We start from the raw sequence: 20,849 nt of genomic DNA on the forward strand, positions 1-20,849 counted from the left end.
ACAAAAATGGCGGCACCCGCGCGTTCCTGTGGATAAGTTCCCGCTCGGGCAAAAAAAGAGGCCCCGCGGTGGCGGAGCCCCTTCCCTCGATCCGGCAGCAGCGATCGCTCAGTCGAAACTGTAGCGCAGACCGACCGCGAAGGTCCGGCTGAGCAGCGTCGTCGCCAGGTTGAACTGGTCCTGGTTCCCCGCGTCCTCGAACTTGTAATAGGTCTGCTGCTTGGAATTGGTCAGGTTCACTGCATCGAAGGTCAGCCCGAGACGCGGGGTGATGCTTGCGGTCAGCTGGAAGTCCAGGCTCGACTCCGGGCGCCGCCATACGCCTATCGGGCCGGCAAACAGTCGCGCCTCGTTGTTGGCCAGAAACGCCTTGCGCCACACATAGGACAGCCGCGCACCGATCGGCCCACGATCATAGGCCGCCGTCACATTATACGAGAAGTCCGACACCCCGAAGAAGGATGATTGGTCCTGCCCGGTGACGTTGCCGTTCAGGTCGACCTGCGGAATGTTCTGCCGGGAGTCGAGCACGGTCAGACTGCCGACGAAACCCAGTCCCTTCAACACGCCGGGCAGGTAGGTCGGGAAATAGGTCAGGCCCAGCTCGGCCCCCTTCAACACGCCGTTCGAGGCGTTTTCCGGTCGGGTCACCAAGAAGCGGTTGGTGTTCAGCCCGGTGTTCTCGACGTTCACCAGCGAGGTGATCGGCACGACCAGCCCATCGATCTCACGCCGGAACAGCGTGCCGTAGATCAGGCTGTTGCGTTCGAAATACCATTCGAGCGCGGCGTCGTAATTCTTCGACACGGTCGAGCGCAGGTTCACATTGCCTCCCGCACCCGTGCCATAGCCGACATTGGTCAGGTCGCCGGTCAACTGGAAGTTGGGGTTCAGGTCCGCAAAACCCGGCCGGCGCAATGTCTGGCCATAGTTGAACCGCGCGCGGAAGTTGCTGGTGATGTCATAGCGCAGGGTCACCGCCGGCAGGAACCGGTTCGTTGCCTGCGACCCCCCGGTGGTCAGCACCGGCACCGCATAGCGGTCGGTGAAGGTAAAGTCGGTGTCGACATCGATATAGCGAAGACCCGCCTGGATGGCGAGCGGCCGCCCGAAGATCGAGACCTCCGCATCCGCCTGCGCATAGGCCGCCATGGTGATCTCGTTGATGTCGAAAACCTGGGTCAATGCCAGTTGATCGGACAGCCGCAAGTTGCCGACGTTGCGGGCGCGATACAGGGAGCGGATCGCGTCGGCATTGTCGTACAGATAGCTGCCGTTCACGTTCAGCCAGCTTGTCGGCACATCGGCACGCCCATCGAAGAAGCCGCTGTTGCTGGTCTGCAACCCGCGATCGAGCGTGGCGAAATTCACCCCCAGCACGCCGGCATCCTGCGTGCGCACCGAGTCCGCCGCCTTGCGGTCGTCATAGCGCAGGCCGGCCTTCACCTTGCGGATGAAGCCCTCGTCCCAGCTATAATCGGCATCGACCTGGAAGGTGAGCGCCGAGCCCTTGGAACGATTGGCGTTGTCGTAGAATTCCGCCACATTCCACTGCGCCGGATCGAGCAGCAGCGCATTATCGTTGAAGTTGTAGGACGGGATGCCGCCGCCGGCGTTGAAATCCACGTCGATCCGCGACGCGGTGCGGTTCAGCCGCATCGCCAGGAACTGCGTGTCGAACCGGCTGGTCTGGTAGGACAAGTCGGCGACGATCTTGCCGCGCTCGCCCACGTCCCACTTGCCATTCAGCGCATAGACGAAGCTGTCGGTCTTGCTGCGGGTATAATCACCAGAGTTAAACCCAAAAACGTTGCCGACTGCCCGCGTCTTCACCAGGTTGCTGCCGTCATACAGGCCGACGGTCGACAACGGATTGGGGCCAAGATTACCCCACCAGTCGACAAAGGAGAACATCAGGCTGTTATAGGTGTCCGCCTTGAACTGGTTCCAGAAGAACTCGAACGTGTATTCGGAACTGGAGTTCGGCGCCCACTGGATCGCCGCGTTCACGGCCGGCCGCTCACGCTGACCGGTCAGGTCCGAGCTGAACACCGCGTCGCGAGACAGATAATAGGGCGTCTGCTGCCCGTTCACGAGCAAAGTCGAGCCCGGCGCGGTGGCAAGGCCCCGGTCGGTGCCCGGCTGCCACAATGCTTGCCCGGGCGCACGACAATCGCTCGGCTGAAGCCGCTCCAGCACTACCCAGCCATTGGGATTGCTCGGACTACAGGTGTTCGCCGCGTTGCCCGGAATGGTGGTCGCCGCGAACGGCACCAGCGCACCCGCCGTCACCGTCATGTCGCGATATTTGGTGCGGGCATAGCTGCCGTTCACCAGCACGCCGATATCGCCGATCCCCGTCTCCCAGCGATCGCTGACCAGCGCGGAGATGTTCGGATTGAAGGTGTCCGCCTGCTCATTGTAGATGCCGCGCGCCACGGCGGAGATCGCGAAGCCGTCGAAATCGAACGGGCGCCGCGTGAAGACGTCGACCTGACCCGCCAGACCCGTTTCGATCTGCTCTGCGGCACGCGTCTTGTATACGTCGATCCGCTTGACCAAGTTCGCCGGAATATCCTGCAGCGAGAAGGATCGGCCCGACGCGGTGAAGATGTTGCGCCCGTTCATCGTGGTCAAAGCGTCGGGCAGGCCGCGGATCGAGAAGCCCGCCGCCTCGCCGCCCGTCCGGTTCGTCACCTGCACGCCGGTTACACGCTGCAAGGCTTCGATCACGTTGTTGTCGGGCAGCTTGCCGACATCTTCCGCGACGATCGAATCGACGATCTGCGTCGCGTCACGCTTCACGTTGATCGCACCGATGATGCTGCCACGCACCCCGGTAACGACGATCTCTTCTTCCCCAACGGCACCGGATGCGGGCGCTGCGGCCTGATCCGCGGTGACCGCATCGCCCTCCTGGCGTGCCACCGTGCCATCGGATGGCTGTTCGGGCAGATCCTGCGGGATGCCGCCGCTATTGGGGGCGGCCTGCGCCCAGACCGGTTGGGCGATCACCAGCGACACCAGCGACGCGGAACCGAGAACAAATGGCTTGATCGCCATGGACATAACCCCTCCTACCCCGGCTTGTGATCCCGGTATTACTCTGACATCCGATATGGCGTCGCGCGCGGGGGTGCAAGAGAGATTATGACTAGTCTTGAATAGGCAAACTCTAAAATGCCGCGTAACTGCTTATTTCTGGGTTCTTCGGTTCAGCGCTCATGGACGACGGAGTGACCATCAATGCCTGCAAATGGGAAGGCGGTGATCACAAATCAGGAATAAGTCAGACTAGTATCCATCGGTAAGAGATCGGCGCCATGGCTGCGCGCTGAGCACATCACCGGCCGCGTCGATCCGAGGCGGCACGACGTACCCCCGTCTGATCCTCGCTGATGCCTTTAACTTCGCCAGCCACTTCCGTTGGCCGCCGCACCGTTGCCGCAAACTGCTGGCGCTCCCGTCCCATCATCGAGGCGCATAACTGGCTTTTGGACAGGACCGAGATAGCGGCTGGGTAGCTTCGCGTTCGCTTCATGCCTGTTCCTGGCCGCCGCGATACTACGATGCGCCGCGGTCAGCTCAGCGGAGCGCTTGCCGTCATGTCGCCTAGCTTCTGAGGCGCTTGGCCGATCGCTATTCTGGAGCACAGGTCATTGCGCCGCATGCCGCCGGCGGGATGATCACATCGAGGAGCAGGCGCTGGTCAGCGTGAACCGACCGGTTGGGATGCCGGCCCGTCGTCGCGATCCGCGTTAGGGCGCGACGCGAATGGGCGCGGCCGTACCGCCAGTTCGCCATTGAAGGCTCATGGCGGCGGGATCGCGATAACCGACGCAGGGCAGGCACGACCTTCACGACCATGCCGCCCCATGCGCGGTCAGGAAAGGATCACACCTTGGCCTGAAACGATCCCTCCTCCGAATAGATCTGCACGTAGCGGCGCGTGATCACCGGCAGATGCTCGTCGATCCACTGCGCCATCCGCTCCTCTTCACCCAGCGACTGCTTTAGCGCCGTGTGCGTCCCGCCAAAGCCGCCATCATCGGCCAGCGTCAGCAGGGATTTGTAACTGGCGATCTCGAAATGCTCGAAAGCATAATTGGCAAAGCTGTTCTTCAGTATCTCGTCACCCGCCACACTGTGCGTGATTGCCGCCATGCTGCCGCTCAGGCTCAGCGCCGTATCCTTCAGCGCGGAATGACTCTCTTCCAGTGACGCCAGAATCTCCTCCAGGCGGCTGATCTGTCCATGCGTCTCGTCGATATGCGCACGCAGACGGTCGGCGACCTCGGGGTAATTCTCGATCCGCTCGACCTGCGGCGTCATGATCGATAGTGCCTGCTTCTCGACGGCATGCGCATTGCGCAATCCAGTCACGAAAATTGCGCGCAGGCCGTCGCCCGTTCGACTGTCGAAAGTGCTCGCCATGATCACCGGTCTCCTAATTTGACCGGCGATAAACCTATGAGAGTTCAACAGAGTTTCGAAAAAACTAGCTGATCCATGTTTGGATCACCGGCACGGGAACGCTCCCGGGGTTTGCCGCGAAGGCTGGAGCGGGTGAAGGGAATCGAACCCTCGTCGTAAGCTTGGGAAGCTTCTGCTCTACCATTGAGCTACACCCGCGGATCAGCGGAAGATCGCTGATCGGAACGCTTGCGCAATTCCGGCCTGCCGGCTCCGTGCCACGTTTCGGGCGGCATCGTCAACATGGATAACACCGAATGCGATGCAAGCAGGCGCCAGCCGGAAAACGGCTGGCGCATGTGCCGGGCTTACATGTCCGCCGCCGTCGGCCGCACGATCACCTCATTGATGTCGACGCCGTCGGGTTGTTCCAGGGCGTAGCGGACGGCGCGTGCGATCGCGTCCGGGGTCAAGGCCTTTTGCCGCCACCCCTGCAAGGCCTTGGCGACACCGGGATCGGTGATGTCGTGCCCGAGTTCGGTCGCCACGACACCCGGCGAGATCAGGGTGGAGCGGACTTCGTCATGCTCCTGCCGCAACCCCTCGGTAATCGCGCGCACCGCGTGCTTGGTGCCGCAATACACGGCTGCGGTCGGTAGCACGACATGCGCCGCCACCGATGCGACGTTGACGACATGCCCGGATTGCTGCGCGACGAAGCGGGGCAATACCGCCGCGATTCCGTTAAGTACCCCGTGGATGTTGACGTCGATCATCCGCTTCCACTCATCGCGCTTCAGTGCCGCGAGCGGCGACAGCGGCATGACGCCCGCGTTATTCACCAGCACGTCAATCCGCCCGAAACGCGCCTCCGCCGCCATGACGAAGGCGTCGAAATCGGCGCCGTCGGTCACATCCAGTTCCCGCCACGCGACCGTCTCGCCGAGTTCCTCCGCCAGTGCCTTCAGCCGGTCGCCACGGCGTGCACCGATGAAGAGCCTGGCGCCCGTGGAGGCGAGTTCGCGCACCGTCGCCTCGCCGATACCGCTCGATGCGCCGGTGATCAGCACGACCTTGTCCATGTTCCGCGTCATGATGCTTCCTTCCATAAAGGTGACGCTGCACATGGTGCGGTGGCCGCGAGAAGCGGTAGAGCGATCGTCCAGACTGATTGCCCGATCCTCCAGAACCGGTGCAAAGCCGCTTGCAGGCGCGGCGGACCTCGGCGATCACAGGGTGATGGATAACGTCGTCGAACTTGCCCGGATCATCGACCGTCATGTCGTTGGATCAGGTATTTGCACCACGATCATGCCGCATGTCTCGCTGATACGTGCCGATCAGCCTAGCATGCCGACCCCCGCGGTGTACGAGGCTTCGCTTTGCCTGATTGCACAAGGGTCGAAGCGCGTGTCGATCGGCGAACACAGCGTCGTCTATGATGCCGCCCATTATCTGCTCGTCTCGGTCGATCTGCCGCTGGTCGGCCATGTCATCGATGCCAGCCCCGACGCGCCCTATCTTTGCTGCAAGATCGATTTCGACACCGCGATCCTCGCCGACCTGATGGTGGCGGAGGGTGGCAGGACCGCCGATGCCGATCTCCCGGTGCTCGGTGTATATCCAAACGACCCCGACCTGATCGACGCCGCCTGCCGGCTCGTCCGGCTGCTCGACCGGCCGGACACGATCCACGCGCTTGCGCCACTGATCGAGCGCGAAATCCTGTACCGCCTGCTGATCGGCCCGCATGGGTCGATGCTCCGCCGCGTCGCGACCGCGGGCAGTCATCTCAATCAGGTAAGCCGCGCGATCGCCGCGATCCGCCGCCGCTTCGATGATCAACTTCGCATCGAGGACGTGGCCGCAGAAGCAGGCATGAGCCCATCCTCGCTCTATGCCCATTTCAAGGCGATCACGCGCATGACGCCGCTCGAATTTCAAAAACAACTGCGGTTACAGGAGGCACGTCGCCTGATGCTCACCGACGGTGCGACCGCCGGCACCGCGGGCTACGCCGTCGGTTACGAAAGTCCATCGCAGTTCAGCCGTGAATATCGCCGCCTGTTCGGCGCCCCGCCGCGCCAGGACGTTGCACGCCTTCAATCCGCGCCCGCCACCGGTATGGCGCTTTAGGCAGGGGACGGCAGCACGCCCCCCACGGTCAGGACAGCTTTGCGCGCAGGGATAAGCCGCTGGAACGCTGCCGTGCCATGTCTTTGGCGGCGCGCAGGCCGAGATAGAGCAGGACCACGCCCAGTTCCGGTGTCAGCATCTCGGTAAACGGACGCCGATCGCTGATGACCAGCAAAGGGAAGCACATCAGGAAGACGACCAGGGCCGCGACATGGGCCGGAAATTCCCGCCGGTCACCGCCAAAGCGATAGATGACATAGGGCATCCAGCGACCGATGGCGTGGCTGATGCACAGCAGCGCACCGACGGGCCCGGTGGGCAGCAGCAGCGCATAGCCCAACGTCCGCTCGACCTGGAGCACCAGCATCGGCACGAAGCGCATGCTCGGTTGCAAGGCGTTGAACCACACGAAGGTAGCGCGCGTGACCCCGATCAGCAGCATGGCGAACAGCCAGTTCCGCGCGAACATCCGCAGGTCGGCGATCATGCCGCCGCTGCCGTCGACGCCGATCTGGCCCAAAGTTTCCACCCCGGCGCCAAGCCCGGCCAGCACCAGTCCGAACGTCCATGCCCATCCCGGCCGGAAGTTCTTGCTGTACCGGGCAAATTCCGGGCTGACGACCGGCTTTGCCTCTTTCGCCAGGCCGACGCGATCATTGTCGAAATAGCCGATCTCATAGACTGCGAAGAACGCCAGCAGATAGAAGCCCAGCGCCACCGAGAATGGCAGGATCGCCGGGCTGAACAGCGCAAAGGCCAGCCACAACACGGCATAGTCATAGCCGAGCAGGCCGTTCAGCAGGTAATTCTCCTTCGGGCGCTTCACCTTGGAGGTGTAGGCGAGCGGGATCATCGGGGTCAGTCCGGCCTGTTCGTACACGGCCTCGGGCCAGCGGACGTAGAAGCCATGCGCGCAGGCGTTGCACAAATCCTGATCGACGAAATTGTCGGTGACGACGATGCTCTGCGTCAGGGCGTCGGTACCGATTGCGCGTTGCAGGGCACAGCCCTTGCCGATCGCGCGCAGGCGCGGCGCATCCCGCAGGGACGAGGCGACGACGACCTCCATATCGGGGTCGATGGCCGCCGCCAAAGGCTTCACGATGAAATCGAAGCCGTAAGTGGCGACGATGATGCGGTCCGGGCAAATGGCGGCGATGTCGCGCGACAGGCTTGCGTTGAGGTAGGCGGGCCCGATCCGCGCAGCATGTTTACGCCATGCCAGGATGCTCCATGGCGAGACGAGTACCACCGCCCAGATGCGGATCCAGTCCCGATAATAATCGGGATTATCGCGCGAGATGAGCCGCCACGGCTTCAACATCCCCAGGATCTGCATGACGATGGCAACAATGACCGAAGGGCGGGCGAAGCGGATGAACTCTTCGGTGGAATTCCTCAGCCACAATGTCTCGTCGAAATCGAGGACCGCAAAGGTCGGCTGGAAATCGACCTCCTGAAGGCGTTGCGCAAGATCGGACTCGTCCGTCCAATCGGGTACGATAGCCGGCTTTGCCATGATCGACTCTCTTTGAAGCGCGAAGGAAATCCGGCCACTTCAGTCCGGACACAGAAGCACAATACCCGATCCTGTTGCACCGCTTCACCGATCAAGCAACCTTGAAGCAAAGCTCGGAAATGTTTTGTAACCCTGCCCGGTAGAATACTCAATTATTGACCCGGCGGTTATCCCTATCGATCTACGCGCCTGATCACCACTTTTCTACATGATGCCTCCATCGGAGTATTACACGAAAGTTCACTGCGACTAGGTAGGTCCGTTCCGCGATGCTTGAACCGACTAACGCCACCTGCCCTCAAGCATGGACAGCAGCAGTTGCGGATAGCTCCATCCATCCGCGCGTGCCGCGATTGCAGACAAACAGTCCTGATCGTCGCGCCCCGGTCTGCCCGGCCCGGTCATGTTCGGCTTCATGTTCAGATCGAACAGCCTGAACCCTCCGGCGGGGCCCGCGCGACAATCGATCCGGATCGCCGCGCGAGCGTCTACCCGCTCCGCTGCCGCGACGCATGCGTCGATCATCGCCACGACGTCCCGATCCCCCAGCCGGCCGACGGCCATCGCCACGCTATTCGCGGCCACCGGCACGTCGCCATTATACGGGGCAACACCGCCCCGCTGGTCGAACCGGCAAACGGGGCGCAACGCCCAGTGCCGGTCGCGGTGCGTGCCGTCCGGTGCCGGCGATGAAGGCGGCATGACGGTGACGGTCACCTCCTCGCCGGCCAGATATTCTTCAACCATCAGGAGATCGCCAAAGGTCGCCTTGTCGATCAGCGCGGTCGCTGCCACCCGCAGCGCGGCAAGGTCGGCCACGCGGGTCACACCCTGGCTGCCGCGCCCGCGTACCGGTTTGACGATCAGGGGAAAGTCGAGCCCCTTTTGTGCAATGACCGCATCGACATCCGCCAGCGCGTGGACGCCGTCGCGCGCGGTGCGGGACAAGAGAAAGGACCGGGCGACCGGCAATCCGTCGGCGGCCAGCATCCGATTGGTGTCGAACTTGTCGTCATAGGCCTGCATCGCGGCCGGAAGCTGACCGACGATCGCGACGCGCCCCAGCGCGTGTTCCAGCGGATGGCCTTCGAACAGGACCGTGTTGGCCCACAACGTGTCCGCCCCCGCGTCGATAGCAGCCGCGATGCCCTCCGGCGTATCGGGAAAGACCCAGTCCAGTGCGGTGGCCGGATCAGGCGATCCCTGTGGCACGATCACCCGCTGCCCTGCCCCCATGAGTGCAAAGGCGATATCGGCCCCGCCGTCCGAATAGCCGCCCGGCTTGGCATCCTTGCGCAGGCCGCCGATAACGGGCGGCGGCAACGCCTGGTAGAGGATCGCCACGCTGGCGGCCTGTGCGGGACGATTGATCATGTTGCCTTCCTCGTTACTCGTCTTGGCTGCTCCGTGGCGCCCTGAAGCCAGGCGCGCAACAACATGGTGACCTCGCCGGGGCGTTCGATCGGCGCAAGGTGGCCGCAATGCCGAAGGATGTGGAAATCTGCCCCCGCGATGCGCTGGGCAAGGGCCGCCGCATCCTCCGGCAGGCAGATGCGGTCGCGGTCGCCCACGGCCACCAGGGCGGGTACGCGCACCGCCGCGATCGCCGGGTCGAGATCGGGACGCGCCAGCAGGGCGCGTTGCTGGCGCTCGAACACATCCGCCCCGACGCGTTCCGCCATGGCCTGGACGGGACCGCTGACGATCGGCGTCAGCATCGGATCGGCATGGGGTGCGGTGGCGAGCAGTCCCTGCTCTCCTACCGTTCGCACGCGCATCTCCATGCTCGCGCGCGTGCCGAACAAGGCGACGCGTTCGATCCGATCGGGCGCCTGACGGATCATCTCCAGCGCCACATAACCGCCCAGGCTGACCCCGGCGACCGCCATGCGGGGCGGCGCATGCGCCAGCACGCGTGCGGCCATGCCGGCCAGCGTGTCGTCGACGGTCAGATCACCGAGCTCGGGATGCGCGACGTCGCCCAGGTCGACGACCTGCCTGGCCCAGAGCTGCCCATCGCACCCCATGGCGGGAAGCAGGACCAGAGGCATCGGCTTTCGGATCATGACGGGGTCTCCGGACGGTAGGCAAGTGGTGCGGCAACGAGAACAAGGGCGACGCGCGCCAGATGGGTGACGACAACGACGCCGGGCTCCAGCGCAAGGCTGAGCGCCACCATGCTCATCTCCGCCAATCCGCCGGGCGAATAGGCAAGCGCGAGCAGCGCCACGTCCAGCCCCGTCGCGCGCCCGATCGCGGCCGCACAGGCGAAGGTCAGGGCGAGAAGGATCAGCGTCGATCCCGCGGCGAGCGCCAGGATGCGCAGAAAGGCGCGCAGCTTCAGCCCGGCGAACCGGCAACCGATCGTCGCCCCCAGCCCGACCTGGGCTGCGGCGAGCAGCCAGACGGGCACCCGAAAGTCGGTCATCCCCGTCGCGTGCAGGACGGCGCTGACCGCCAATGGCCCCATCAGGTGCCAGGCGGGCAGACGTAACAACCGGCCCAGCACCAACCCCAGCGCAAGGCTGACCCCGCCCCACAGGAACAGCGACGGCTCCGGCCAGGGCGATGCTGCGGTGACGGAGGGGGCAGCGACAACGCTAGCCGGGGCATGGAAATGACGGATGACGAACGGCAGGATGAACACGACCAGGAAGATGCGCGCGCCGTGGATCAGGCCGATGGTGCGTTCGTCGGCGCCCCGCTCGGCACCCATCACCACCATTTCGGCGATCCCCCCGGGCATGCCCGCGAAATAGGCCGTCGCGGGATCGAAGCCCGCGATCCGCCGGAACCATATCACGCACAGCAGGCCGGCGACCGCCAGGAACACGGGGAGCAGCAACAGCGGCAACCACCATGCGCGGGCCAGCGCCAGCAGGCCGGGATGAAAGGAACTGCCCAGCACCACGCCGATCACCGCCGCCATCGGTCGCCGCGTCGCGCTACCGGCGGCGACCGGCAGCCGGGCGATGCTCGCCACCGCACAGGCCGCCATCGATCCCAGCACCCAGGGCAGCGGCGCGCCGATCGCCGCGAACACTCCGCCGCCCGCCGCACCCACCGCCACCGCCGCAAGGAAGCGCAGCGTCACCGCGGCGACATCGGCCCTTTGCGCGCGTTCCGGCATCATCCTGCTCAACTGACGAAGGGAAAGGCCAGCGCGACCATGCCGATCACCGTCATCACCGCACATACCAGCGTAGCCGGGACCAGCGTGAAGCGCTGGTGATCGGCAAGGTCGATACCGGCCAGGCTGACCAGCAGATAGGTGGAGGGAACGAGCGGGCTCAGCAGGTGGACAGGCTGACCCATCAGCGAGGCGCGGGCGATCGCCATCGGCTCCACCCCGTAATGGGCGCCCGCTTCGGCCAGGATCGGCAGCATCCCGAAATAGAAGGCGTCGTTGGAGATGAAGAAGGTGAAGGGCAGGCTGAGCGCTGCGGTGATCGGCGCCAAATAGGGGCCGAGTACGGGCGGGATCAGCCCGACCACCTCCTTGCTCATCGCCTCCACCATGCCGGTGCCCGACAGGATGCCGGTGAAGATGCCCGCCGCGAAGATCAGCGACACGACCGACAGGACGTTGCCGGCATGGGCCGCGATCCGCTCCTTCTGCTCGGCGACCTGCGGATAGTTGACGATCATCGCGACGGCAAAGGCGAGCATCATCAGCACCGACAGCGGCAGGATGCCCAGCACCAGCCCGGCGAGCAGCGCTATGGTCAGCGCGGCGTTGAACCAGCGCAGCTGCGGCCGCCGCGCCTCCGGAAACTGCGACACGGCCATGCCGGTGAAGCTGGTCGGCTCGTTGGCGCGGACATGGCCCATGCGTGCCCGCTCCCGCCGGCCGAAATACACCGCCAGCGCGATCAGGAAGGCGAGGCCCGCGATCATCCCCGGGATCAGCGGCAGGAACAGGGTGGCGGGATCGAGCTTCAGCGCACTGGCGGCGCGCGCGGTCGGCCCGCCCCACGGCGTCAGGTTCATGATGCCGCTGGTGCTCATCAACAGGCAGCACAGATACAGCCGGTTCATCTCGTACCGCTTGTAGAGCGGCAGCAGCGCGGCGATGGTGATGATGTAGGTCGTCGATCCATCGCCATCCAGGCTGACCAGCGCACACAGCACGACAGTGCCGATCAGGATCTTCAGCGGGTCGCCGTGCACCACCCGCAGCAGGCGGTTGACCAGCGGATCGAACAACCCGGTGTCGGTCATGGTCGAGAAGAACAGGATCGCGAAGAGCAGCATGACCCCGGTCGGCGCCAGGTTCTTGATGCCGTCGATCATCATGTCGCCGACGCCGCCGGCAAAACCGGCGATCAGGGCGAATGCGGTGGGCACGACGATCAATGCGACCAGCGGGGTCATCCGCTTGGTCATGATCAGCGTCATGAAGGTGGCCACCATCAGGAAGCCGAGCAGGGCGAGGTTCATCGCATGGGTATCCGTGATGGGGGGATCAGAAGGTGACGGCGATGCGGCCGCTGAGCGTCTGGCCGTCATCGGGACCGATGAAGCGGCCCGACAGATTGTCGGTGTGCCAGTGGATCGCGTTCACCTGGAAGCGGGTGAAGCTGTTCAGATACCAGTTGGCGCCGATCGTCGCGGCCCAGCCGTTGCCGCCGGTCGCGATGTCGCGGAACGACAGGTTCTCGTACCGCGCGGTCAACTCGATCGCGCCGGGCCCGCCGTCGAAGATGGGGCGCAGGACGCGCGGCTGGCCAAAGCTGCCGAGGCGCGGATTGTACGGCGGCAGGTCGCCGGTGATGAACCAGCCACCCGATACGCTCCAGGCGCGCGTCTCGAAATCCTCGCGCCCGCCGTCCAGCCGGGCGTGTCGCTGCCCCGCTTCCACCATCAGCCAGGTCGGGCCGACATAGCCGCCCAGTTCCGCACCGTAACCGGTGGTGCCGGTGCCGCCCGTCACGGGGCCGGTGGACAGCCGCAGGTTGCCGTTGAAACGACCGCCGATCACGGTGTTGCGTGTCAGCGTGCCGGTGCCGGTGCCGGGCCGCAACGCCTCGTCAAAGCCCCAGAGCCCGAGGTGAAGCACGTTACGGTCGGTCTTGACCGGGTTCCAGTGCGCGCGCCCCAGCACGGTGCGATTGTCGCTGCGCGTCTGGTCGCCATCGATCCGGTCGCCGGTCACGGTCAGGGAAGCATGGCCGGTTTTCCAGAACAGGCGGGGCATGATGCCCAGGCCGTAAAAGGCACGCTGCGGAATGATCGCGGTGGCGACCACGGTGCGTTCCAGGAACGGCGTCGAGTCCGAACCCGTCGAACCCTCGAAGCCGCGATCGTTGAACAGGTGCCCGGCGCGCACGTCATAGTCCAGGCCGGGCCTGATCTGGTTGCGCCAGCCGACAAAGGCGGTGACGATATCGACCTCGTTCTCCGAAAAATCGCTTTCGAACTGGTAGAAGAAGTGCGGCCCAACCCCGCCTTCCAGCCCCAGGCGCAGGGCGCGCATACCGGTGGTGGTCAGGTTGCGGTCGGCATAGCGCGAGCCGAAGGTCGTGCTGACATCGGTCAGGATGCGCCCCCGCGGCTTGAAGGTGAACACCCCGTCTGCCGAGTGAAAGACGGGCAGGCCCGCCCCCCATTCGGTGGTGACGCCCGCCACATTGTCCGCCGCCGCCCGCGCCCGCGCCACGTCGCGCTCGGCGGGGCCAGGCGGCACGAGCTGCGGCGCGAAGGGCCGGGTGACGATTGCCGGCGGCTGAACCGGCTGCTGTTGCGCGACCGCGACCGGCGGCGCGGCGGCCGTAGGCCGGGCGGCACCGGCCTGCCCGGTCTGTGCCGCGGCGACAGGCGTCCCTGCCCCCTCCAACCGCTCGATCCGCGCGCGCAGCGCCGCGATTTCCGCGGCCTGTTCCCGGACCAGCGTCGCCAGATCATTCTGCGTCGGCGCCTGCGCGAGCGACGGGGTTGCAGCGACCAGCGCGATCAGCGCGCAGCCGGCGGATATCACCTTCATTTCACTTTTGCCCCTTCGGCGAGGATCGCCTGCCACTGGCTGAGGAACCGGCGGCGCTTGATCGTATCGAGGTTGACGAGAAGCTGTGGGCCGACCCGGATCGGCCGGGCGCGCTCCGGCCCCAGCCGCGGCGCCGGCACATCGGCACGCACCGGCAGCAGCCATTGCTGCCCCAGCAATCGCTGGCCGGGACGCGACAGCAGGAAGTCGAGGAACAGCTTGGCCGACGCCGGCCTGCGCGCATCGCGCGTGACAAAGGCGATGCGCGACGCGACGATGGTATAGTCGCGCGGAAAGACGACGCCGATCCGGGGATCGCGCCGGGCCCGCGTCAACGCATAGGGGCCGACCACATTATAGGCGATAGCGGCGCGACCGGCGGCCACCGCATCCAGCATCGGCCCGGTCGTCCGGGCCAGCAGTGGCCGGGTGGCCGCAATGGCCTGAAGCAGCGAGCGTGTATCGCGCGTGATCGACAGGTCTTCGGTCAGGTAAAGATAGCCGACGTTCGATCGGGCGGGATCATAGGTGGCGACGCGGCCGGCAAGCGCGGTTCGCCGCGTGCGCAACAGACGCTCGAACGCCTCATGCGTCCGGGGCACCTGCGCGCCCGGGATCAGGCGCCTGTTGTAGACGAAGCCGACGGGCTCGGCGGTCACCCCGTAGCCCATGTTCTTCCACACCGCCGCGGACGGCAGCGCGGGCTTTTCCGGGCTTTGATAGGCCTGGGCATAGCCGTCGTTGATCAGCTTGGCCTGAAGATCCATCGCGGACGACCAGACCAGGTCGGCGGTGGGGCGCCCGGCGCGTGTCTCGGTCAGGAAACGGCGGTAGATTTCGCGCGACTCCAGATCCTGATACTGGATGGCGATACCGGGATAGACGCGGCGAAAGGCGGCGATCACCGGCGCCATCGCCGCGGCATCGGCATTGCCGTACACGCGCGCGCCACGCTCGGCACGCGCCGCCGCCACCAGCGTGTCATAGGATCGCGGATAGCCCGCCGGGCGCTCCGCCGACGCGGCCGACGCCAGCACCGGCCCCAGCAGCAGCAATGAAAATCCGTAACGCATCTTCCGGCTCCTCTCGCTCCCCGCCTCTTTGTTCGGGTAAGCTGATCGCCATGCGCTATAGGGCCAACCTGTCATTCACCTTTCACGCCGGAGCCGAGCGTTGCGCATCCTGATCGTCGAGGACGACGCGCCGCTGGCCCGCGGCATCGTCGCACTGCTCCGCGGTTCCGGGCATGCGGTCGATCACGTCGCCAATGGCGCGGATGCATTGGCGGTGATCGCGGACGAACCCTATGCTCTGGTGATCCTCGATGTCGGCCTGCCGGGCGTCGACGGGTTCGAGGTGCTGGCCGCCCTGCGCCGACGCGGGGAGCGCGTGCCCGTGCTGATGCTGACCGCGCGCGACGGGCTCGACGACCGGGTACGCGGGCTGGACCTCGGCGCGGACGATTATCTGCGCAAACCCTTCGCGCCGGAGGAACTGGAGGCCCGCATCCGCGCGCTCGGCCGCCGGCGGGGCGGCGACCCGACGCCGGAACTCCGCATCGGCACGCTTGCGCTCAATCGCTCGACCGGCGAGGCCCGCATCGGGGAGCGCGTGCTGGACCTCCGGCGACGCGAATGGGCGGTGCTCGACGCGCTGGCGACACGCGCCGGCCAGATCGTCCTTCGGGATGTGCTGCAGTCGGAGGTGTTCGGCTTCGATGAACCGGTCGGCCCCAATGCGATCGAGGTGAATGTCGCCCGGCTGCGCAGCAAGCTGTCTCCCGATGGGCCGACGGTGCGCACGATCCGGGGTGTCGGCTATATGCTCGATGCCGGCTGACGGCGCGACCCATGCGCTGGCGCTGCGCACCCGGTTGCTGGCGGCGATCATCGCACCGCTGCTGGGCATCGCGGTGGCCCTCGGTCTTGCCGGGGCGACGCTGATCGCCGATGTCGTCCGCCGCACCAACGACCGCGTGCTGGGTGGTGCGCTCGGTGCGATTGCGGAAACCGTGCAGGTCGAACGGGGCGAGGTCACGCTCGACCTGCCGGCGGCCGCCTTCGGCATGCTCGAAAACGCCGAGCGCGATAATGTCTATTACCGGGTGAGCGTGGGGCCGCGGCTGCTCACCGGCTATGCCGACCTGCCGCCGCCGCGGGCCAGCGACCTGGCGATCGACGTGCCGCGTTTCCGTTTCGCCCGGTACCGCGATCAGGACATCCGCATCGCCGAGGTGCGGCGCGCATTGCCGCGCATCGACGTGCCGGTGATCGTCCAGGTGGCGGAAACGCTGGGCAACCGCGTGGCGCTGCGGAACCGCCTGCTGGTCGCGCTCGTGCTGGGCGAGGTCGCGTTGGTGGGCATGGCGATGCTGCTGATCCGCCCCGCCCTCGCCTGGAGTCTGCGGCCGCTTGCCCGGCTGCGCGGCGCGGTCGCCGCCCGCGATACGCGCGCGACGCCGGACCTTTCCGCCATCGAGGCGGGCCCCTTGCCGACCGAATTACGGCCGCTGGCGGACGCGTTCAGCAATCTTCTCGCCCGATTGGACACTGCCACGACCGGGGTTCGGCGTTTCACCTCGGATGCCTCGCACCAGATGCGCACGCCGCTGGCCGCGCTGAAGGTGCAGGTGGCTCTGGCCCGCCGTGGTGATCCGAACGCGCTGAAGGAGATCGCCGACACCGCCGATCGGCTGGAGCGTCTCGTCACGCAGTTGCTGGCGCTGGCGCGTGCCGACGAGGGGGGCTCCGCACCACCCCTCGAACCGGTCAGCCTGCGCGAAGTGGCGGTGGCCGTCATCAACCGGCGGATCGGCCAGGCCATTGCGGCGGGCGTCGAGATCCATCTCGATGCAACGCAGGATGTCGAGATTGCGGGTTATCGCACGCTCTTGTTCGAGATGATCTCCAACCTCGTGGACAATGCCATCCGCTACAACCACGCCGGTGGCATGGTGACGATCGCGGTGACGACCGACCCGCAGGGCCCGAACGTCATCGTCGCCGACGACGGTCCGGGCGTGCCAGACGCCGACCTCGATCGGCTGGGCGATCGCTTCGTCCGTCTGGCCGCCAGCGCAGGGCCGGATGGCAGTGGCCTCGGCCTCGCCATCGTCCGGTCCGCGGCGCAGCGGCTGGGCGCGACCGTCACCATCATCAACACCCACCCGGGCCTGCGCTGCACCCTGCACTTCGCGCCCTAAGGCGTCACCTGCCCGCGTCACCGGCCCGCGTCACCGGAGCGTCGCAACGATCCCCGCCATCTCGAACACCGTCGCCTGCGCATCCAGCGACAGGCCCCGCGCCGCGCCCCCCAGATCGCGCGCCGCCGCATACCCGTCCAGCGCTACCCTCAGCGCCATTCCCTCGCGCCGACGCGCCTCCCCCGCGATGAAGGCCGGCACCCGCTCCAGGAATGCCTCGTACCGCCGCTGCGCCGCCTTGGGCGCCAGCGCCTTCGCCAGCTTCGCGCGCATCGCGTTGCTCGGGTCGCCCGTTGTCGCGATCGCCGCGATCGCGGCATCTAGCCCCGGCAGGTCCAGCCCCGCAAAGCGCAGCGCCTGCCCCGGCGCCCCGTCCGCCGCACGCACCAGCGTCGCGATCTCCTCCTCATCCGCCTCGGGCAGCTGCTCGCGCAGCACCTGCCCCACCGCCTCATCCTCCAGCCGCTCCAGCCGCAGCACCCGACACCGCGACCGAATCGTCGGCAACAGGCGCCCGGGCGCATGGCTGACCAGCAGGAACACCGTACCCGCGGGCGGCTCCTCCAGGTTCTTCAACAGCGCATTGGCCCCGCCGCGCTCCAGATCGTCGATCGCATCGATCAACACGACGCGCGCTGGCCCCATCGCCGGTGCCGTGGCGAACATCGGCTGCAACGTGCGCACCTGTGCGATGGTGATCGACCGGGCCAGATCCTGGTCCGGCTTGTCCGCATCCTTGGGCAGACGCTGGAGAACACGAAAATCGGGATGCGATCCTGCTTCGAACAGGCTGCGGCTGGGGTGGCCCGCCGGCACAGACAGTCCCGGCGCCAGCGTACCCCGCCCGCTCGCCCCCGCCAGCAGGCGCAAAGCCGCCACCCGCGCGAAATGCGCCTTGCCGACCCCTTCCGGACCGGTCAGCAGCCAGGCGTGATGCAGCTTCGACCCGGCCAGCGCCGCGGCGAACGCGTCCTGCGCCGCGGCGTGGCCGATCACCGCGTTCATCAGCCGAAGAGCGAGGTCAGCCCGGACCAGGCACGGCCGAAGAATCCCGCTTCGTCCACATCCTTCTCCGCAACCAGCGGCAGGCGCTGCGCGGGCATGTCAGGGGCGGTAATGACCAGATCGGCAATATGCTGGCCCGCCTTGATCGGCGCCTTGACGGGCCCCTGATAGACGACCTTTGCGCCCAGTTCGGGCGCCAGACCGGCAGGCAGCGTTACCGTCAGCGCGCGCGGCGCGATCAGGCCCACGCTCGACGATGAGCCGAGCTGCACGTCCGCCTCGGACACCTTGCGCCCCTTGGCGACGACGGGCTTGGACTGCCACGCGCGGAAGCCCCATTCCATGAACCGCACGGACTCGTTGGCGCGGCCGGTAAAGGTCGGCAGGCCCGCCATCACCATCACCAGCCGGCGGCCATTCTGCTCGGCCGATCCGGTGAAGCCATAGCCCGCTTCCTCGGTGTGCCCGGTCTTCAGGCCGTCGGCACCGGCGACACGCCCCAGCAGCGGATCGCGATTGGCCTGGGTGATGGCGTTGCCGCCCATCGTCTTGCCCCAGGTGAAATCACGCCGCGAGTAGAATTGCTTGTAGAGCTTGGGGTGGTCCTCGATCGTGTGCTGGGCCAGGTCGGCCAGATCGCGCGCGGTGACATAGGTGACGCCGCCGTCGGGCCAGCCGTTCGACGTGCCGAAATGGCTGTTGTTCAGGCCGATCTTCTTGGCCGTGCGATTCATCCGCTCGGTGAACGACGGCTCGTCGCCCGAGATATGCTCGGCCAGCACCACGCACGCATCGTTGCCCGACAGCGTCACGATACCGTACAACAGGTTGGCGACGCTCACCTGCTCGCCCGCGGACAGGAACATCGTCGATCCCGCCTGCGGCCCGTGCCACTTCGCCCAAGTTTCGGGGCGGACGGTGACCATGTCGGTCAACTTCATCTCGCCGCGCTTGATCAGGTCGAATGCCACATAGACGGTCATCATCTTGGCCATCGACGCGGGCGGCATCCGCCGGTCGGCATCACGCTCGAACAGGATGGCGTCCGACGACAGGTCCTTCAGGAAGGCGACCGGCGCCTCCGTCTGGAACTGCGGTGCCGCGGCGATCGAGGGATAGGCGAGCGCAACCGCCATGATGGGGGCGATCAGGGGAGCGACGATCAGCTTCTTCATGGATTATCCGTCAATTCGCGAAAGGTTGGCAGTGATCCCCGGGCAGGGCCGATCGCCTGCATAGCCGGGCAAGGTGGTTCCGTCACCTGCCCGTTGCGTCGTCTCAGCCCTCGATCGCGTCGGCCAGCAACCCGACCGACAATGCGTAGAAGTTCGAGCAGTTATAGTCGAGGATGACGCGGTAGTTGCCGGTCAACAGATAGGCGGTCGCCCCCTCGCCATCCGGCTCCATCAGCGTCGCCAGCACGTCGCCTGCGGGCCAGGCGCGCCCCTGCGGCACGATGCCGAGCGCACGCCATTCCGCCATCGTCCGCCAACCGCTGTGCCGCTGGAACACGCGCGGGCAGCGCGGGCTGACCAGCGTGTTGCGGACCTCCGACCGGTTGAAGCTGCCGGGCACGCTTACTGCAAAGCCCCAGGGCTGTCCGGGGCGCCAGCCGGCATTGGTGAAATAGTTGCCGATCGACGCCAGCGTGTCCGCTTCGCTGTTCCAGATATCGGCGCGGCCGTCCCCGTCGCCGTCACGCGCCAGGCGCAGATAGATGGAGGGCAGGAACTGCGGATTGCCGGTGGCGCCCGCCCAGCTGCCCTTCAACTGTTCGCGCGATACGCCGCGATCCATCATCTTGAGCGCGGCGATGAATTCTCCCTGGAACAGCGGCCGCCGCCGCCCCTCATAGGCAAGGCTGGCAAGCGAGCGCAGCAGGTCGAAATTGCCGGTGTAGGAACCGTAATTGGTTTCATGCCCCCAGATCGCGACCATGATCGATTCCGGCACGCCGGTTTCGCGCTCGATCCGCGACAAACGAGGGCGCTGGGCCAGATACTTGCTCCGGCCCCGGCTGATCCGCGCGGCATCGACATGCGCCGCCTTGTACGGTGCGAAGGGCGAGAAGGACGTGCTCGTGCTGCTTCCCGGCTGCTGGCGGTCCAGCTCGATCACCCGCGTGTTCAGCGTCAGCGTGGGCAGCACCGCATCCAGCGTGCGCGCGCTTACGCCCTGCGCCGCCGCGACCCCTCGCACCTCCCCTAGATAAGCCTGAAACCCGGCCTCATCCTGCGCCCATGCCGGCGCCGCTCCCGCGAACAACGCCACGAACGATACAGCGAATTGGCGCCACTGGCGCACACGAGCCATCCCCCACATGCCCGCCCAACTGCCACAATGATCGCCTGGCTGAAACCTCTTGTCGTCCTGGGCCTTGCACAATCGGCCGTACAAGGCCTATCGGGCCACCACCACGCCCCGCGGAGAGGTGGCCGAGTGGTTTAAGGCAGCGGTCTTGAAAACCGCCGTGGGTTCACGCCCACCGTGGGTTCGAATCCCACCCTCTCCGCCACACCGGCGATGCCTCAATTCGCATTCCGTAGTCCCCACCTGTCATACACATACCGGCTAGTTCCCAGTTGGAAGTG

Annotated in this window: 16 protein-coding genes and 2 tRNA genes; 4 read left to right on the top strand and 14 right to left on the bottom strand. The window is 66.1% G+C overall.

Features of this window, described 5'->3' with window-relative positions; translation table 11 throughout:
* Nucleotides 1-108: 108 nt before the first annotated feature.
* The 4 genes from OXR08_RS17060 to OXR08_RS17075 form a co-directional block, all read right to left on the bottom strand.
* The gene (locus OXR08_RS17060) at nt 109-3,063 is read right to left on the bottom strand and encodes a TonB-dependent receptor (RefSeq protein ID WP_267351687.1); all 2,955 of its coding nucleotides are present in this window, start codon (nt 3,061-3,063) and stop codon (nt 109-111) included.
* A gap of 831 nt (nt 3,064-3,894) precedes the next feature.
* The gene (locus OXR08_RS17065; RefSeq protein ID WP_112383655.1) at nt 3,895-4,434 is read right to left on the bottom strand and encodes a ferritin-like domain-containing protein; all 540 of its coding nucleotides are present in this window, start codon (nt 4,432-4,434) and stop codon (nt 3,895-3,897) included.
* A gap of 124 nt (nt 4,435-4,558) precedes the next feature.
* Nucleotides 4,559-4,632, bottom strand: a tRNA-Gly gene (locus OXR08_RS17070).
* A gap of 149 nt (nt 4,633-4,781) precedes the next feature.
* Nucleotides 4,782-5,507, bottom strand: coding sequence for an SDR family oxidoreductase (locus tag OXR08_RS17075; protein ID WP_267351690.1), 726 nt, complete (start codon nt 5,505-5,507; stop codon nt 4,782-4,784).
* 145 nt (nt 5,508-5,652) lie between these two features.
* Between OXR08_RS17075 and OXR08_RS17080 the strand changes: the two genes are divergently transcribed.
* Nucleotides 5,653-6,549, top strand: a complete 897-nt coding sequence (locus OXR08_RS17080; protein WP_267351692.1) for an AraC family transcriptional regulator — start codon at nt 5,653-5,655, stop codon at nt 6,547-6,549.
* 28 nt (nt 6,550-6,577) lie between these two features.
* Here OXR08_RS17080 and OXR08_RS17085 read toward each other — a convergent pair whose 3' ends face one another.
* The 7 genes from OXR08_RS17085 to OXR08_RS17115 form a co-directional block, all read right to left on the bottom strand.
* A complete protein-coding gene (locus OXR08_RS17085) occupies nt 6,578-8,068 on the bottom strand; it encodes a hypothetical protein (protein ID WP_267351694.1) in 1,491 nt (496 codons plus the stop codon).
* 282 nt (nt 8,069-8,350) lie between these two features.
* Complete coding sequence (locus OXR08_RS17090) at nt 8,351-9,442, bottom strand: biotin carboxylase (protein ID WP_267351696.1); 1,092 nt, start codon at nt 9,440-9,442, stop codon at nt 8,351-8,353.
* Entirely contained in the window at nt 9,439-10,134 is a 696-nt protein-coding gene (locus tag OXR08_RS17095) for an alpha/beta hydrolase (protein WP_149683404.1), read from the bottom strand. The genes OXR08_RS17090 and OXR08_RS17095 overlap by 4 nt, the downstream gene beginning before the upstream one ends.
* On the bottom strand, nt 10,131-11,201 hold the full coding sequence (locus tag OXR08_RS17100) for an AbrB family transcriptional regulator (RefSeq protein ID WP_267351699.1): 1,071 nt from the start codon (nt 11,199-11,201) through the stop codon (nt 10,131-10,133). Before OXR08_RS17100 ends, OXR08_RS17095 begins: the two co-directional genes overlap by 4 nt.
* 5 nt (nt 11,202-11,206) lie before the next feature.
* On the bottom strand, nt 11,207-12,508 hold the full coding sequence (locus tag OXR08_RS17105; protein ID WP_267351701.1) for a CitMHS family transporter: 1,302 nt from the start codon (nt 12,506-12,508) through the stop codon (nt 11,207-11,209).
* A 25-nt stretch (nt 12,509-12,533) separates the two neighbouring features.
* Nucleotides 12,534-14,051, bottom strand: a complete 1,518-nt coding sequence (locus OXR08_RS17110) for a porin (protein ID WP_267351703.1) — start codon at nt 14,049-14,051, stop codon at nt 12,534-12,536.
* A complete protein-coding gene (locus tag OXR08_RS17115; RefSeq protein ID WP_267351705.1) occupies nt 14,048-15,124 on the bottom strand; it encodes an ABC transporter substrate-binding protein in 1,077 nt (358 codons plus the stop codon). The genes OXR08_RS17110 and OXR08_RS17115 overlap by 4 nt, the downstream gene beginning before the upstream one ends.
* Before the next feature lie 100 nt (nt 15,125-15,224).
* Between OXR08_RS17115 and OXR08_RS17120 the strand changes: the two genes are divergently transcribed.
* Both OXR08_RS17120 and OXR08_RS17125 read left to right on the top strand, forming a co-directional pair.
* A complete protein-coding gene (locus OXR08_RS17120) occupies nt 15,225-15,890 on the top strand; it encodes a response regulator (protein ID WP_267351707.1) in 666 nt (221 codons plus the stop codon).
* Complete coding sequence (locus OXR08_RS17125; RefSeq protein WP_267351709.1) at nt 15,880-17,253, top strand: sensor histidine kinase; 1,374 nt, start codon at nt 15,880-15,882, stop codon at nt 17,251-17,253. The genes OXR08_RS17120 and OXR08_RS17125 overlap by 11 nt, the downstream gene beginning before the upstream one ends.
* 30 nt (nt 17,254-17,283) lie before the next feature.
* Here the strand turns inward: OXR08_RS17125 and OXR08_RS17130 are convergent, their stop codons facing one another.
* From OXR08_RS17130 to OXR08_RS17140, 3 genes are all read right to left on the bottom strand, one after another.
* Nucleotides 17,284-18,258, bottom strand: coding sequence for an AAA family ATPase (locus tag OXR08_RS17130; RefSeq protein WP_267351711.1), 975 nt, complete (start codon nt 18,256-18,258; stop codon nt 17,284-17,286).
* Nucleotides 18,258-19,433 (bottom strand): D-alanyl-D-alanine carboxypeptidase family protein, encoded by a 1,176-nt coding sequence (locus tag OXR08_RS17135; RefSeq protein ID WP_112383627.1) that lies wholly within the window; start codon nt 19,431-19,433, stop codon nt 18,258-18,260. Before OXR08_RS17135 ends, OXR08_RS17130 begins: the two co-directional genes overlap by 1 nt.
* Nucleotides 19,434-19,536: 103 nt before the next feature.
* Nucleotides 19,537-20,571: a lytic murein transglycosylase gene (locus OXR08_RS17140; protein WP_267351715.1), complete on the bottom strand. Its 1,035-nt coding sequence runs from the start codon at nt 20,569-20,571 to the stop codon at nt 19,537-19,539.
* 112 nt (nt 20,572-20,683) lie between these two features.
* Here OXR08_RS17140 and OXR08_RS17145 point away from each other — a divergent pair.
* Nucleotides 20,684-20,773, top strand: a tRNA-Ser gene (locus tag OXR08_RS17145).
* The last annotated feature ends 76 nt before the right edge of the window (nt 20,774-20,849 follow it).

It is taken from the genome of Sphingomonas sp. GM_Shp_2 (assembly GCF_026540875.1).
In the GTDB taxonomy this organism is placed as follows: Bacteria; Pseudomonadota; Alphaproteobacteria; order Sphingomonadales; family Sphingomonadaceae; genus Sphingomonas; species Sphingomonas carotinifaciens.